12 protein-coding genes are annotated in these 15,369 nt (G+C 69.6%); 3 read left to right on the top strand and 9 right to left on the bottom strand.

What is annotated here, in order from left to right; all coding sequences use genetic code 11:
* Positions 1-103: 103 nt before the first annotated feature.
* Positions 104-445, bottom strand: a complete 342-nt coding sequence (locus J5V16_RS12165; protein WP_208496538.1) for a hypothetical protein — start codon at positions 443-445, stop codon at positions 104-106.
* A gap of 187 nt (positions 446-632) precedes the next feature.
* Here J5V16_RS12165 and J5V16_RS12160 point away from each other — a divergent pair, with 187 nt between their 5' ends.
* A complete protein-coding gene (locus J5V16_RS12160; RefSeq protein ID WP_208496537.1) occupies positions 633-1,775 on the top strand; it encodes a PQQ-binding-like beta-propeller repeat protein in 1,143 nt (380 codons plus the stop codon).
* Positions 1,776-1,933: 158 nt separating this feature from the next.
* Here J5V16_RS12160 and cimA read toward each other — a convergent pair whose 3' ends face one another.
* The 7 genes from cimA to rimO all read right to left on the bottom strand — a co-directional run bounded on the left by cimA (position 1,934) and on the right by rimO (position 9,063).
* Positions 1,934-3,580 carry a citramalate synthase gene (cimA, locus tag J5V16_RS12155; protein ID WP_307792940.1) on the bottom strand — a complete coding sequence of 549 codons (1,647 nt, stop codon included), beginning with the start codon at positions 3,578-3,580 and terminating at the stop codon, positions 1,934-1,936.
* Positions 3,581-3,860: 280 nt separating this feature from the next.
* Entirely contained in the window at positions 3,861-4,610 is a 750-nt protein-coding gene (locus J5V16_RS12150; protein ID WP_208496536.1) for an RICIN domain-containing protein, read from the bottom strand.
* A gap of 71 nt (positions 4,611-4,681) precedes the next feature.
* On the bottom strand, positions 4,682-5,473 hold the full coding sequence (gene pspM / locus J5V16_RS12145; RefSeq protein WP_208496535.1) for a phage shock envelope stress response protein PspM: 792 nt from the start codon (positions 5,471-5,473) through the stop codon (positions 4,682-4,684).
* 16 nt (positions 5,474-5,489) lie between these two features.
* Positions 5,490-6,353 carry a PspA/IM30 family protein gene (locus J5V16_RS12140; protein ID WP_208496534.1) on the bottom strand — a complete coding sequence of 288 codons (864 nt, stop codon included), beginning with the start codon at positions 6,351-6,353 and terminating at the stop codon, positions 5,490-5,492.
* 163 nt (positions 6,354-6,516) lie between these two features.
* Positions 6,517-6,951, bottom strand: coding sequence for a helix-turn-helix domain-containing protein (locus J5V16_RS25215; RefSeq protein ID WP_208496533.1), 435 nt, complete (start codon positions 6,949-6,951; stop codon positions 6,517-6,519).
* Positions 6,952-7,006: 55 nt separating this feature from the next.
* Entirely contained in the window at positions 7,007-7,588 is a 582-nt protein-coding gene (pgsA, locus tag J5V16_RS12130; protein WP_307792939.1) for a CDP-diacylglycerol--glycerol-3-phosphate 3-phosphatidyltransferase, read from the bottom strand.
* Positions 7,585-9,063, bottom strand: a complete 1,479-nt coding sequence (gene rimO, locus J5V16_RS12125) for a 30S ribosomal protein S12 methylthiotransferase RimO (RefSeq protein WP_307792938.1) — start codon at positions 9,061-9,063, stop codon at positions 7,585-7,587. Before rimO ends, pgsA begins: the two co-directional genes overlap by 4 nt.
* Before the next feature lie 226 nt (positions 9,064-9,289).
* Here rimO and J5V16_RS12120 point away from each other — a divergent pair, with 226 nt between their 5' ends.
* On the top strand, positions 9,290-10,369 hold the full coding sequence (locus J5V16_RS12120; RefSeq protein WP_208496531.1) for a hypothetical protein: 1,080 nt from the start codon (positions 9,290-9,292) through the stop codon (positions 10,367-10,369).
* Between the two features lie 52 nt (positions 10,370-10,421).
* Here J5V16_RS12120 and J5V16_RS12115 read toward each other — a convergent pair whose 3' ends face one another.
* A complete protein-coding gene (locus J5V16_RS12115; RefSeq protein WP_208496530.1) occupies positions 10,422-14,510 on the bottom strand; it encodes a DNA translocase FtsK in 4,089 nt (1,362 codons plus the stop codon).
* A gap of 74 nt (positions 14,511-14,584) precedes the next feature.
* On the opposite strand from J5V16_RS12115, the gene J5V16_RS12110 reads away from it, so the two are divergent.
* Positions 14,585-15,286, top strand: coding sequence for an SDR family oxidoreductase (locus J5V16_RS12110; protein ID WP_208496529.1), 702 nt, complete (start codon positions 14,585-14,587; stop codon positions 15,284-15,286).
* Positions 15,287-15,369 lie beyond the last annotated feature (83 nt).

The raw sequence follows: 15,369 nt of genomic DNA, 5'->3' as shown, positions 1-15,369 counted from the left end.
CTGAGACTGGTTCGAAACCTTGCGGCCCCAGCTTAGTTCCAGAGCAGGGCGGGCTCGACGCGCTCTCGCGCGCCGCGCGAGAGGATCACGCCCAGGGCGAGTCCTAACGGACGAGCAGGAAGATGCCGCCGAGGAGGACGGTGCCGACGAGCGCGCCGATGACGACGCCCATGCCCATGCGGCGGACCTTGGCGAACAGGCCGATGAGGAAGCCGAGCGCGCACGTCAGCGGCGCGGCGACGAGCAGGGAGATGGCGGTGGCGCCGAAGCGGACCTTCATGGTCTCGCCGAGGTCGCCCACGAGCATGAACCCGAACACGAAGGCCGACACGATGAGGATCACGAGGCCGAGGAGGAACCCGGTCATGAAGCGGCGGCGCCCGTACACGGCCGAATCCGCGGCTCTGGCCGCCGCGCGGGCACGATCGGTCTTGTAGGAAGTCACACGTCAACTCTAGTACGAGCGCACCAGTTCGACGGTGACGGCATTGCCGCCGCACCGGGCCTGCGGACGCGAGCCGCGCTCCGCCTCCTGTGGAAAACGCCGTCCTGGTCCGAACGGGGAGTCACGTCACCGTGGCGCGCCGCGACGGAATGCGCGCTCAGGGGCGCCGCGCGTGCAAAACTGCCGTATGCGCCGTTTGATCACTCTCTTCGCATTGCTCGGGGCCCTGTTCATAGCCCAGGCGCCCGCCGGAGCGATCGACTCCAATCTGCCGCAGTCGTCCGCTTCCTTCAACGACCAGGTCTACAAGGTGGACTACGACGGCGACGTCGTCTACTCGGGCGGGGTCTTCACCCGCGCCCGCAACACGGACGGCACCTTCGCAGGACGCACCTACCTGGCGGCCGTGAACTCGGCCACCGGGGTGCTCCTGCCGTTCGCGCCGGTCCTCAACGGATCGGTCCACGAGGTCAAGACCAGCGGCGACCACCTGTACATCGGCGGGAAGTTCACCGAGGTCGACGGGGTCCCGCGGGCCCGCGTGGCCCGCTTCTGGCTCGACACGGGCAAGCTCGACACCGCCTGGAACCCGAAGCCCTCGGCGACCGTTTACTCGATCGAACCGGTCGGGTCCACGGTCTACCTGGGCGGCTCGTTCCAGTCCGTCGGCGGCTTCGCGCAGCCGATCCTGGCGGCGGTGACCGCCGAGACCGGCGCGCCCGTCACCGGGTTCAAGCCGACGGTCGCCGAGGGCGCGGTGCGCGACCTCCAGTACGGCCACGATCGCCTGTACGTCGCGGGGGCGTTCTCGATGATCGGTGGCGACAAGAAGTACGGCAAGCTCGGCGCGGTGAATCCGTCCACGGGCGCGGTCGACACCACGTTCGTGTCCAAGGTGTACGTCCTGACCCGTGAGGTCGAGGTCGCCGGGGAGCGCGTGTACGCGGCCCTCGACGGTCGCGGCGGCGAGATCCGGGCGTTCACCCGCACCGGCGAGACCCTGTGGTACCAGGCCGTCGACGGCGGCATGCAGACCGTCGAGGTGTGGGGCTCCACCGTCATCGGCGGCGGCCACTTCGACAAGGCCTGCGTCACCAACCACGCCGGGCCGCTGGGCCAGTGCGTGGACGGGGTGCGCGCCGAGCGCGGGAAGCTCCTCGCGGTCGACATGAACGGGAAGCTCCTGGACTGGAACCCGGGCGCCAACGGCGTCGTGGGCGCCTGGGACGCGACCGCGCACCCGTCGGGCACGAACCTGACCGTGGGCGGCTCGTTCACGACCTTCGGGGGCGGCACGCAGGTGCAGAAGCGCCTCGCGGTCTTCGACTAGCATTACGACAAGCAAAGGGCCCGACCTGCCGGTCGGGCCCTTTTTTCACTTGCCCTCCGCACGATCGGCGCGGTCCGGGCGCGGGCCCGGTCTCGTGGACCGGGCCGTGTCGGTGCCGCGCGGCGCCGCTGGTGGGACGCCGCGCGGGTCGGTAGGAGCTAGGACTTGGACGGCTTGCGCCGGTTGAGGCCATACGCGAGGCCGTCGGCCAGCGCGTTCCAGGAGGCCTCGATGAGGTTGGGGGCCACGCCGACGGTGGTCCACTCGGCTTCGCCGTCGCTCATGGAGACGAGGACGCGCGTGACCGCGTCGGTGCCCTTGGAGCCGGCGAGGATGCGGACCTTGAAGTCGGAGAGGGTGAGCTCGGCGAGGCGCGGGTGGCGGGCGGCCAGGGCGCTGCGCAGGGCTGCGTCGAGGGCGTTGACCGGGCCGTTGCCCTGGGCGGTGGCGATGACGCGTTCACCGTCCACGTCGAGGCGGACGGTGGCTTCGGCGACGGTGACGGCACTCGGGTCGTGGTCGACGATGACGCGGTAGGTGTCGAGTTCGAACGGGCGCGGGAGGCCGCCTTCGACCTCGTCGCGCACGAGCAGTTCGAAGGACGCGTCGGCGGCCTCGAAGGACCAGCCTTTGGACTCGAGTTCCTTGACGCGCTTGGTGATGCGGTCGAGCATGTCCTTGTCGCCGGAGAGGTCGATGCCGAGTTCGCGGCCTTTGAGCTCGACGGAGGCGCGGCCGGCCATCTCGGTGACGAGGATGCGCATGTCGTTGCCGACCACCGCGGGGTCGACGTGGTTGTACAGGGCCGGGTCGGCCTTGATGGCGGAGGCGTGGATGCCGGCCTTGTGCGCGAACGCGGCGTGGCCGGTGTAAGGGGCGTGCTCGTCGGGGATCATGTTGGCGATCTCGGCGATCGCGTGGGAGATGCGGGTCAGCTGCTCGAGGCCGCCTTCGGGGAGGACCTTGAGGCCGAGCTTGGTCTCGAGGTTGGCGATGACGCTGAACAGGTTGGCGTTGCCGGGGCGCTCGCCGTAGCCGTTCGCGGTGCCCTGGACGTGCATGACGCCGGCCTGGACGGCGGCGAGGGTGTTGGCGACGGCGCAGCCGGTGTCGTTCTGGGCGTGCATGCCGAGGCGTACGCGCTCGCGCGGGAGGACCGCTTCGAGGCGGGTGCGCAGGGAGGTGACGACGGCGGTGATGTCGGAGGGGATGCTGCCGCCGTTGGTGTCGCAGAGGACGACGGCTTCGGCGCCGGCTTCGAGGGCGGTGCGCACGACGAGGGTGGCGTATTCGGGGTCGTGGCGGAAGCCGTCGAAGAAGTGCTCGCAGTCGATGAAGACCTGGCGGTCGTGCTCGCGGCCGGTGCGCACGGAGTCGGCGATCATCGCGAGGTTCTCTTCGGGGGTGGTCTTGAGGGCCTGCTCGACGTGGCGCATGTCGGACTTGGCGACGAGGCAGAGCACGGGGGCGCGGGAGTCGAGGAGGGCCTGGAAGCCGGGGTCGGCGCCGGCGCTGGAGCCGGCGCGGCGGGTCATGCCGAAGGCGACGAGCTTAGCGTGCTTGAAGTTCAGCTCCTCGGCGGCGCGGGCGAAGAACTCGGTGTCCGAGGGGATCGCGCCGGGCCAGCCGCCCTCGATGTAGTCGACGCCGAGCTCGTCGAGGAGTTCGGCGACGGCGAGCTTGTCGGCGACGGAGTAGCGCAGGCCCTCCATCTGGGCGCCGTCACGGAGCGTGGTGTCGAAGACGTGGAAGTCCCCGCCGCTGTTCGCAGGTTCGCTGCCGGTTTGCGGTTCTGGTTGCGTCACTTGGTGCTCCAGTTTTCTACTGTCTTGGTCCGGCCGCTGCGGGGCCTACCTGAACGTTCGTTTGCCCTGAACGAAAAAGACCCCCTGCGGGCGCAGGAGGTCTGGCGTTCGGCGGGTCGCATCTAACGCTGATGCTCCGCGGAACGCCCGCAGCTAATCACGAGCTGGAAGGTCACGAAAAGTAGTATGCCATCGGCCGTGCACCCCAGCCATCATTTCCCGCATCGTGGGATTCTGTGTGTCGCGGCGGCCCGCGTCGATCGATTGCACGCCTTGGCCTCTACCAGTCCGAGCGCAGGGCGCGGCGGCGCTGCCACCACAGGACGAGCGCGGTGCCGCCGGCGAGCGCGACGATGCCGGCGCCGATCCCGGCGCCGAGGGCCCCACCGGTCGTCGGGAGCGAGGCGACCGGGACCGCGGCGGCTTCGGAGGGCGAGGCGCTGGGGTCCTCGCTCGGGGGCGGCGTGGCCTCACCGGGAGCCGGGGTGATCTCTCCGGGAGGCGGCGTGGCCTCGGTCCCGGACTCGGTGAGCCATTCGTGGAAGTGCATGCTGTCGCCCGGAGCCGAGTGGATCGCCAGCACTTCGGCGCCCTTGACGGCGTCGGAGCGCTCACGCAGGCCCAGGAGGTAGTCCCCGGGGGCGACGAAGCGGAAGTCCTTGTGGCCCGGGTTGTGGTAGATGATCGTCCAGGTGTGGGCGTTCGCGCAGTCGACGAGCGAGACCGGGGCGGTCTCACCGCCGCCGCCGGTGTCGGCGGCGAGGCACTCCCCCGAGGCCTGATGGACGATCTTGAACTCGCCGAGGTCCTGCATGGCCTCGCCGCTGAGCTCCCAGAGGTCGCCGGTCGAGGCGAGCCGGGGCTTGCCGTCGGCGGCCGCCATCGGGAGGTCCTGGTGGTCCTTGAGGTACAGCTTGACCGCGCCTTCGGGCACGGGCCCCTCGGGCACGAGCTCGGCATTGGCGGGGGCGCCGGCGGCCAGCAGGATCACGGCCGCGGCCGCGGCGGCCTTGAGCAACAGAGTCTTCACTGCAGAATTACATCAAATGAGACAAAATCACCTATAGGCCCGTAGGGGTCGCGCCCGCGCGGGGTGGACGGTCAGCCGTTGGCCTGCGGTCCCACGCTCCCGCGGATCTCGCTCGCCGCGTCGCCCGCGGCCCGCAGGCGATCCGCCGCGTCCGTGAGCAGATCCAGGGTCTCGTCGGTGTGGGCCGTCAGCGCCTGCTGCAGCCCGATCGAACCGGCCAGGCACTCCCCCGCCGCGCTCACCATGTCCTCGTACGCGGCCACGCCCGCCTCCAGGCGCTCGACCATCCGGTCGAGGTTCGCGCCCATCCCCGTGCGCTTCACCTCGGGCGCGATCTCGATCGCCGCCTCGACGTCCTTGACGCCCAAGGCGAGCCGGTACAGCTCCTGCCCGGCCTTCGAGGCGCCCGCGAGGATCGCGACGGCCTCGGCGTTCCCGTCGAGCCGCTTCGCCATCTGCTCGGCCGCGATCGAGGCCCGCTCCAGCCGCTCGTACGGCCCCAGCGCGCGGCTGCGGCGGAACTGCGCCCGGATGCGCCCGCGCCGGATCGCCTCGGCGGTCTCACCGAACAGGCCGCGGGCCTCCTTCGACAGCTGCGCCGGGCCGTGCAGCTCCAGGGAGTCGCGCACGTCCGCCGGGATCGCGCGGGCCAGCCGCCGGTAGTCGAGCCAGCGGACCACGGCCATCGCGGTCGAGAAGCCGGCCACGGTCACCCAGATCCCGTCGGGCGTGCCGAGACCGGCGTAGGGCACGAAGAAGGCGCTGCCGGCGGCAGCGCCTCCCGCGAACGTGGTCCAGGACTTGGCGGAGGACAACCGGGAGCGCAGGCGCTTGAGCGCGCGTTTGCGGTCCTTCGCGTCCACCGGGATCCCTTCCAGGTCAGCTCTTGGTCTTGTCGGCCTCGGGCTCGGCCGTGCCCTCGTCGTTGCCGAGGGACGCGCGGATGTCCGCGAGGCGGGCGTTCGTGACCGACTCCTTCGACTCGATCGCCGGGCCCGAAGCCTTGCCGCCGGAGAGCTGCTCGCCCTCGAGCGAGGCGCGGATCTGGTCCAGGCGCGAGGCGCCGGCCATGTCGCGGGTGGCGCGGTTGACCTCGAGGAGGCGGCCCTCCACCGAGTTCGAGGCGAGCTCGGCGCGGCCCATCGCGGAGGCGTAGCGGCCCTCGATCTTGTCGCGGATCTCGTCGAAGTTCGGCACGTTGCCGGGGGCGGCGGTCTGCGACATCGACTCCAGCGAGGACGCGATCGTCTCCTGCATCTTCGCCTGCTCGAGCTGGCCCAGCAGCTTCGTGCGCTCCTGCAGCTTCTGCTGCAGGATCATCTGGTTGTTCTCGACGGCCTTCTTGGCCTGGTCGGCAGCGGTGAGCGCCTGGTCGTGCATCACCTTCATGTCCTCAAGGGACTGTTCGGTGGAGACCAGCTGTCCCGCCAGGATCTCGGCGGTGGACTCGAACTGCTGCGCCTTCTGCTCGTCGCCCTCGGCGCGCGCCTTGTCGGCCAGCACCAGGGCCTGGCGCGCCTGCGCCTGCAGACGCTCCACTTCGGCCATCGAGCGGTTGAGCTTCATCTCCAGCTGGCGCTGGTTCCCGATCACAGAAGCCGCCTGCCCCACCAGCGCCTGGTGCTGCTTCTGCGCTTCCTCGATCGCCTGCTGGATCTGGATCTTGGGGTCGGCGTGCTCGTCGATCTTCGCACCGAAGAGCGCCATCATGTATTTCCAGCCCTTGACGAACGGATTGGCCATTATCGGGGTCCTTCCGGTGCTCCTTGGCGAAGCTTGCGAGCCATAGCTTTGTTCTGCAACGCCGACATGCCTCTAGTGTCGGACATCGGCGCCACTCGCGTGGGACAGGGTGACGCCTCAATCGCCAAAACTACATCATCGGTCGCGTCGGGCAGGAGTACAGTCAGGCCGCTGCGCGGACCACCGAATCGGTCACTTCGCCACGGCGGTGCCGGGACCGGACCTGCGCGATCGAAGCGGGCGCCGCCGACAGCGCACGGCGCCGGCGCAGCACCTCCTCCACGTCCCCCGCGGGCGGGTTCTCGGTGCGCGGCAGCGGCAGCACCGCGACCTGGCGGCCCGGCTGCTGCTTCTCCTCACCGCGCTCGTGGATCGCCACTTCGCGCGAGACCTCCGCCAGCACCTCGGACAGGCGCACCTGCAGTGCCCCGCACACCGAGGCCAGCAGCTCGCTCGAGGGCTCCTTGTGGCCGCGCTCGATCTCCGACAGGTAGCCGAGGCTCACATTGGCCTGCTTCGACACGTCCCGCAGCGTCCGCTTCTGCGCGCGGCGGCGGCGCCGCAGGGTCTCTCCCAGCAGTTCCCGCAACAACACCATGAGACTCTCCTCCGCGCCGCGATAGCTCAACTGAGCTTAGGTGGGTTCCGCAAGCCTATCTCGTCCGGTTCGGCTCGCTCTTCTTCGTTTTGAATGCTTTCCAGAGGTAATCCATTCCCGTCAGCACGGTGAGGACCAGCGCGGCGCCCATCAGCCACGGCCCGACCGCGTCCAGCGGGGCCGGCCACGGCCACAAGTACCAGGCCACGGCCGTGATCTGCAGGACCGTCTTGAGCTTCCCGCCCCGGTCCGCGGCGATCACCGTGCGCCGCAGCACCGCCATCCGCAGCGCCGTGATCCCAAGCTCGCGCACGAGGATGACCACGGTCACCCACCACGGCAACGCGTCGTAATAGCTCAGCAGCACGAGCGAGGTCCCGATGAGGACCTTGTCCGCGATCGGGTCGGCGAGCTTCCCGAAGTCCGTGACGAGGCCGCGCGAGCGCGCCAGCCAGCCGTCGACGAAGTCGGTGGCGGAGATGAACACGAACAGGGCGCAGGCGGCCATCCGCCAGCCCGCGTGCTCCATCCCCGAGAGGACCACGAACACCGCGAAGACGGGCACCAGGAAGATCCGGGCCACCGTCACCACGTTCGCGATGTTCCACGGCGAGACCGGCCGGTCCTCAGTGGTCACCAGGCCTCCTCGACGAGCTCCGCCACGAGGTCCACGCCGTGCGAGTCGATCACCTTCGCCGTCACGAAGTCGCCGGCCTCCAGGCCCTCGACCTCGCCCACGAGCGCGATCGTGCCGTCGACCTCCGGCGCCTGGTGGGCGCCGCGGCCGTCCACGCCGTCGTCCTCCACGGACTCGACGAGGACCTGCATGACCTCGCCCACCCGGTCGGCGGCGCGCTGGCTCACGAGCTCGTCGACGAGCATGGAGACGCGGGTGTGCCGCTCGGAGACGACGTCCTCGTCCACGTGGCCGTCGAGGCCGACCGCTTCGGTGCCGTCCTCGTCGGAGTAGGCGAACACGCCGGTGGAGTCGAGGCGGGCCTCTTCGAGGAAGCCCATGAGCTCCTGCACGTCCTCCTCGGTCTCGCCGGGGAAGCCGACGATGACGTTGGTGCGGGCGCCGGCGAGCGGGGCGACGTCGCGGATCTGCTTGAGCAGCGCGAGGAAGTTCTCGGTCGAGCCGAAGCGGCGCATCCGGCGCAGCACCTTCGCGGACGAGTGCTGGAAGGACAGGTCGAAGTAGGGGACGACCTTCTCAGTGCGGTGCATCGCCTCGATGAGGCTCGGGCGCAGCTCGGCGGGCTGCAGGTACGACAGGCGGATCCACTCGATGCCGTCGATCGCGGCCATGTTCTCGAGCAGGTGCTCGAGGGCCTGCGAGTCGGCGAGGTCCTTGCCGTACGAGGTGGTGTTCTCGGAGACGAGGTTGAGCTCCTTGACGCCTTCGGAGGCGAGCCAGGCCGCCTCGGCCAGGATCTCCTCGGGCGTGCGGGACACGAACGAGCCGCGGAAGGACGGGATCGCGCAGAAGGTGCAGCGCCGGTCGCAGCCGGACGCGAGCTTCAGGTTCGCGACGGGGCCGTCGGTGAGGCGCTTGCGCACGACCGCGAGGTGCTGGGGGGTGCCCGCACCGAGGGTCGCGGCGTCGGCCTGGGAGGCGCGGGAGTGGCCGGGGACGACGGCGGCGGCGCTCTGGCGCGCGGCCGGGGCCAGCGGCAGGAGCTTGCGGCGGTCCGAGGGCTGGTGGGACTCGACCGTGCGCCCGGCGAGGATGTCGTCGAGGCGGGCGGCCATGTCCGGGTAGTGGTCGAAGCCGAGCACGGCGTCGGCCTCGGGCAGGCTCTCGGCGAGTTCGCGGCCGTAGCGCTCGGCCATGCAGCCGGTCGCGACGACCTTCGCGCCGGTCGCGGAGGCGTCGAGGAGGACGTCGATGGACTCGGTCTTGGCCTGCTCGATGAAACCGCAGGTGTTGACCATGACGACGTCGGCGTTCTCGCCGTCGTCGCTGATGCGCCACCCTCCGGCGGCGAGGCGGGCGGCCAGTTCCTCGGAGTCGGTCTCGTTGCGGGCGCAGCCGAGCGTCAGGAGCGCGACGCTCTTGCCGGCCTCGCGTGCGGTCGATTCCTCGGAACGGGTCGAATGAGCTGCAGACACCAGGAAAGCGTACCTACCGGCGGGCCGCGAATGCCCCCGGCGGCGGGCCGGGCCACAGTGATACAGCTCAGCGCCGCCGCGGGGGCCGCAGGGCCGCATCGCGGAGCGCGTCCCGACAGGGCCGGTCCAAGCCGCCGAAAAGGCGACAATTCTCCCCATTGTGACCCGTCTGCGCAGGGACAACAGTGGATCACCGCACCTGGCGGCCATACCCTAGGCTTGTCCTATGTCCCCCAAAGGCATCGCCCCAGCCCATCGCCCTGCCTTCCGAAGGTCGGCATTCGCCCTGCTCGCCACCGCCGCCGTGCTGTCCGTCGCCGCGTGCGGCGAGACGCCCACCGGCACGCTCCACACGCGCGCCGGGTACACGCTCACCAGCGACGAGATCCCGGTCTCCGTGTGCCCCGCCGAAGACGCCGCGCGCTTCGCCGGCGACGAAGGCCTGCTCCTCGGCGCCCACTTCGAGCTGCGCGTCGAGTGCGTCGCGTCATTCGACGCGCTGCCCGAGGGCTTCCAGCTCGACTACCTCCTCGGCGAGCACGTGAACCTGTACTCGCCCGAGCCCGGCTACGAGTTCACGCTCGTGCAGTTCGCGCACGAGCCCGGCGACGCCGAGCCGTTCAACGCCGAAGCGGGCGAGCTCGCCGCGACGCTGAAGATCGGCGACCGCGCCTGGGACTTCGACGGCGAGGTGCCCGCCCCCGGCGCGGTCTACTTCACCGTGGCGAAGAAGGACGCCCCGATCACCCTCGAGGTGGTCGACGCCGAGCGGACCCAGACGATGGACCTGCGGGAGCGCACCCGTGAAGGCCTCATCCAGGCGCTCTACACCGGAAAGGCCTCGGTCGAGACCGAGGCGGCCAAAGGCTCGGTCGACGGCCGCACGACCCAGGGCAGCTACGAGTACTGGTTCGACGACTGGGAGTACGAGACGGTCTTCTACCTCTCCCGCGACGTCTTCCAGCCCGGCACGGGCTGGGTGGCCGAACCGGACCGGGCGCTCCTCACGGTCGAGTTCGGCTGGCTCCACTCCGCCAGCGGCCTCGAATGGCCCATCGACCCGAAAAAAGTCCTGAAGGTCTCGGGCCCCGAAGGCGAACTGGCGCCGGTCTCCTCGAACCACTCGGACGAGGACCTCACGGACGCCGTCTGGCGCACGTACACGCTCACCTACGACGTGCCCGCCGACGCGCTCGCGTTCACGCTGAACTTCCACCCGGTGGGTCCGGTCAAGTGGCCCGAGGAGGACGTATCGCTGCCGCTCTCCGGCGAGAAGAACCACGAGATCGCCGCCAGCTTCGAATAGGCGACCGCGAAGGGCCGGTCCGCAGATGCGGACCGGCCCTTCGCATTCTTGCTCAGCCCTGGAGCGAGGCGATGACGCCGTCCAGGTCCTCGGGCTTGACCAGCACGTCGCGGGCCTTCGTGCCCTCCGAAGGGCCCACGACCCCGCGCGTCTCCATGAGGTCCATGAGCCGCCCGGCCTTCGCGAACCCGACCCGCAGCTTGCGCTGCAGCATCGAGGTCGACCCGAACTGCGTGGTCACGACCTGTTCGATGGCCTGGATGAGCAGCTCCAGGTCGTCGCCGATCTCGGGGTCGATCTCGCGCGTCGAACCCGGCGCGGCGGTGACCTCCTCGATGTACTGGGCGTCCATCTGGGCCTTGACGTGCGCCACGATCGCCTCGATCTCGTCGTCGCCGACCCAGGCGCCTTGAATGCGCTCGGGCTTGGAGGCGCCCATCGGCAGGAACAGGCCGTCGCCTCGGCCGACGAGCTTCTCAGCGCCGGGCTGGTCGAGGATGACCCGCGAGTCGGCCAGTGAAGAGGTGGAGAACGCGAGCCGGGACGGGACGTTGGCTTTGATGAGGCCGGTGACGACATCCACGGAAGGCCGCTGGGTGGCGAGCACCAGGTGGATGCCTGCGGCGCGGGCCAGCTGCGTGATGCGAACGACCGATTCCTCGACGTCCCTCGCCGCCACCATCATGAGGTCGGCGAGCTCGTCGACGATCACGAGGAGATAGGGATGCGGCCGCAACTCACGACCCGACGCCGGATCGGTCTTCAATTCACCTGAGCGAACCTTGCGGTTGAAGTCGTCCACATGGCGCACCCCCGCTTTCGCGAGATCCTCATACCGCATGTCCATCTCCTTGACGACCCATTGCAGCGCATCGGACGCCTTCTTCGGGTTGGTGACGATCGGATGGACGAGATGCGGCACGCCCTCGTAGTTGGTGAGCTCGACCCGCTTCGGGTCGATGAGGAGCAGCCGCACTTCCTCAGGTGTGGCACGGACGAGCATCGACACGAGCAGCGTGTTGATGAGGCTCGAGTTGTGCGTGGGGATCATGGCGCGGCTCGCCAGGAACTGGTGGCTCGGACTGTCCACTTCGATGCACCGCACCGGCACCGACGGCACCGGCCGGACATCGACGATGTACCGCTCGCGAGTCGTCGGACGCACGGACTCGACTTGGCGCTCGCCCTTCCGGCTCAGCCGGAACACCTGGTCCGACGTGGTGAACGCGACAGAATAGCGGACCGAAGTCTCAGGTTTGCGGCCCTTGACGTTCCTGGTCGAGACGGTGGCCTGGTAGCCCAGACCGCGCACCAGTTCCAGGAAGTCGCTTGCGAGCCGCTCACTCGTCACGGCGAAGGCGATGTTCCCGCTCTTAGAGACCGTGCCGTCGGTGTCGAGCAGGCCTGCCAGCAGGTCGCGCCGCTGCGATTCGGACGCCCGCAGGTACTCCTGCGGAATGTGCTTCTCCCCGAGTTCCTTGAACAGTGCGCTCATCGATCGGCACGGTGTGCGCGCCGGGCCTTCGGGCTCGGCACCGCCGTTGCGGCCGACCGCAAAGCACCCCTTCGCCGCGGCGAACACCGCGGACTCTCCGACGCCCTGGTGCCGGGCGGCCCGAGTCAGACCGACGCCCTGTTCCGCCAGCCGGATCGCGGACCGGATCCGCTCATCTCGATCCGGGGCGTTCGAGATCGTGTACTGGGGCCGTGCGCCCGGATGTTTGGTGACGACATACCCGTCGGCTCGGATGCCGTCGAGGATCTCCTCATCAGCGGACGTGAATCCTGCGGATCCGGTAGTGCCGTCGCCCAGCCAGCAGCCGAGCGTGTACGGCGCGATCGGAAGGTCCGCAGGAGGAAGGTCAAGCGCGCCGGCGACCGCTACCGCGTGGTTCGCCCACGACTGCCCGCGGCCCTCCACGCGCAGCGTTGCGGCGATTTCAGCGGTCGTCGTGATGTGCTGCCGTTCCTGGCGGCGAGCGGATCGGCCCGGCATCGTGACGCGGTCGACCAGCGCCTGGTACATCGCGTGGCCGGAGCGAACAGGCGAACGCCTTCGCACGGTCCTGCCGCCGCGCTTGTAGAAGGTGCTCGCTTCGCCCTCGATCACCGGGATGTCCTTGGCGACCTGCAGGAGAACGGTCCTGTACCGTGCTCCGACGTCGTCGACGACCTGCGCGGTCGACATCGGAATGTCGGGCAGTCCGAGCACCGAATGAGCGCGCGTCTTGATCCAGAGGACCTCGTCCTCGGACCAGTACGAGTCATTCCTGCGGCGCCGTGCTTTGGAACGGTCGGAGCGCGTCGTGGTGACCCACTGGTGCTCGGCGTCCGCGACGATGACCGTGCCGTCCGAGAACTCCACCTCGTAGCAGGGTCGGTCCTCCATCACTTCGGTGGCTGCGATGACAGTGCAGGGTACGCCCCGCTCATCGAATACGCGGTCACCCACTCGCAGATCGCCCATAGTCGACCACCCTGCAGGTGTCGGGATTGGCTCGTCCAGCGACAAAGCTTTCCCAGAGCCGGTGGCTCCAGCCACCAGCAAGTGCGGAGTCTTGGTCAGGTTGGTGAGGACATAGCCGCCTTCGACGTCCTTGCCCAGGCCAACGATCATCGGATGGTCGTCGGAAAGCGCGAGTGGTGATCGCAGGACATCGCCCAGTGCCACATCGTCGCGGTCGGTGTTCGGGATCTCGACGCCGACCGCGCTCTTGCCTGGGATCGGGTTGATGATGCGGATATCCGAGCTCTTCACCGCGTACGCGATGTTCTTCGAGAGCTGGATGATCCGCTCGACTTTCACGGCGGGTCCCAGCTCCACTTCGTAGCGGGTCACCGTCGGGCCGCGCGTGAAGCCGGTGACGGCCGCATCGACCTGGAACTGCGCGAACACTTCCTGAAGCGCCGCAATGACCGAATCGTTGGCTTTGGAGCGCTTCTTGGCGGTCGGCCCGGTCGGGAGCAAGTCGATCGGCGGCAGGCGGTACTCGCCCTCGACAGCCGCACTGCCGTCCGAAAGGGTCGGCTGCTCGATGCGCTTGGGCGGTGGCGAGTGCTTCGGCGGCTCGCGCACCGGCTCGGGCTCGGGGATCGGCACGGAGTCGCGGGCCGAGACGTGCTCCGAGTTGAGCTCGGGCACCTCCTCGGGCGCGAGTCGCGGCAGGACCGTCGTGGGGTGGTGGACCCGGCGGGCCTCCTCCTCCTGGAGCTGCTTGGCCTCGCGGCTGGGCTTGCGAGCCTTCGGCTTCGGCTCGTCTTCCGCTTCCTCGTCGTCATCGTCCTCGTAGGAGTCGACCTTGCCCGTGGCGAGGTCCCAGAGGCGGCCGAGCTTGTACGGCACCTGGTTGAGCGGCGTCGCCGTCACCACCAGGACCCCGAAGAGCAGCAGGAGGATCAGCAGCGGGAACGCCACGTACGCCGAGACGCCCAGTGCGAGCCCTCCGCCGACGAGCCAGCCGATCTGGCCGCCCGCGACCATCCGCTCGCCCATGTCGGCCGGCAGGCCCGACATCAGGTGCAGCAGACCGAGGCTCGAGAGCCAGATCGAGGTCCAGCCCACGAGCGAGCGGCCGTGCGCGTCCTCCGGCGGGACCTGCCGCATCACGCGCAGCCCCCACAGGACGAGCAGCACCGGCAGCGCGCGGGTGGCCAGGCCCAGCAGCCAGTCGAGGATGAACGCCAGGCGCTCCCCGATCGGACCGGCCACATCGAACCAGACCGCGCAGGCCAGGACGATCGCGATGGCGATGAGGAAGAGCCCGAGGCCGTCTCGGCGGTGCGCGGGGTCGATGTCGCGGGCCGTGGCGGCCTCCTTGCCGACGGAGCGGGCCATCCAGCCCGTGGAGCGGGCGGTGCCGACCCAGAGCCCGCGCAGGCCGAGCCCGAGGGCCTCGAGCGGCCCGGGGACCGCGTCCATGCCCTTGCGCTTCGGGGCGGCCTTTTTGGCGGTCCGCTTGGCGGCCTTCTTGGCGGCGGTCTTCTTCGCGGTCGTTTTCGCCGCCTTGCGGGCGGCGGGTTTCGCGGGCGATCTGGCGGCGGTGGAGGCGGGCTTGCGGCGCGCCGCGGGCGCACTGCTCTTGCGAACGGTGCCCCCCTTGCGGGCGGCGCCGCCCGAACTGCCGCTCGTCCTGGCCATCATGCCCCATACGTTACCGCCCTCATGCTGAGCGGAGTCGGCCCGAAGGCAACCATGAAAACGGTTAATGTGAGGACATGTCGAAAACGATTCTGGTGACGGGCGCGGGCCGCGGCCTCGGCCGGACCCTGGCCGAGCAGCTCACCGCGCGCGGCGACAAGGTCATCGCGCACGCCCGCAGCGAGTCCGCTCTGGACGGTGTGCCGCACGACCGGAAGCTCGTTTTCGACCTCGGCGAGCCGGAGACGATCGCGGCCGCGGTCGCGGATCTCGGCCTGGAGCGGCTCGACGGCGTGATCCACAATGCCGGGATCGCCCACATCGCCGCCGTCGCCGACCAACCGCTGGAGCAGTGGCAGCAGACCCTCGCGATCAACGTGACCGCGCCCGCGGAGCTCACCCGGGTCCTGCTTCCGGCGCTGCGCGCCGCGCGCGGCCACGTTGTCTTCGTCAACTCGGGCGCGGGGATCAACGCGGCGCCGAAGTGGAGCTCGTACGCGGCGAGCAAGCACGCGCTGCGGGCGCTGGCGGACTCGCTGCGCGGCGAGGAGCAGCCGAACGGCGTGCGGGTCACCAGCGTGTACCCGTCGCATTTCGCCACCGACATGCAGCGCAGCGTGCGCGAGCAGTACGGCGCGGACTACGACCCGGCCCGCGCCACGAGTCCGGAGTCGATCGCGCAGACCATCATCGGCCTCCTCAACACCCCGGCCGACATGGTGGTGAACGAACTCCGTCTGGAGCCCCCGAACCCCCTGCCGATCCGAGCGCGAAACTAGGCGAATCACGCTTCAAGCCGATAAATCCCTCTTAAGGGACCCGGCCTCGGCGAAGTTTGCGAGCCGTAAGTTTGCGGAGCACA

The organism is Glycomyces niveus (assembly GCF_017592475.1).
In the GTDB taxonomy this organism is placed as follows: Bacteria; Actinomycetota; Actinomycetes; order Mycobacteriales; family Micromonosporaceae; genus Glycomyces; species Glycomyces niveus.
The sequence above is the reverse complement of the archived record's forward strand: the minus strand, read 5'-3'. Positions and strand labels throughout refer to the sequence as shown.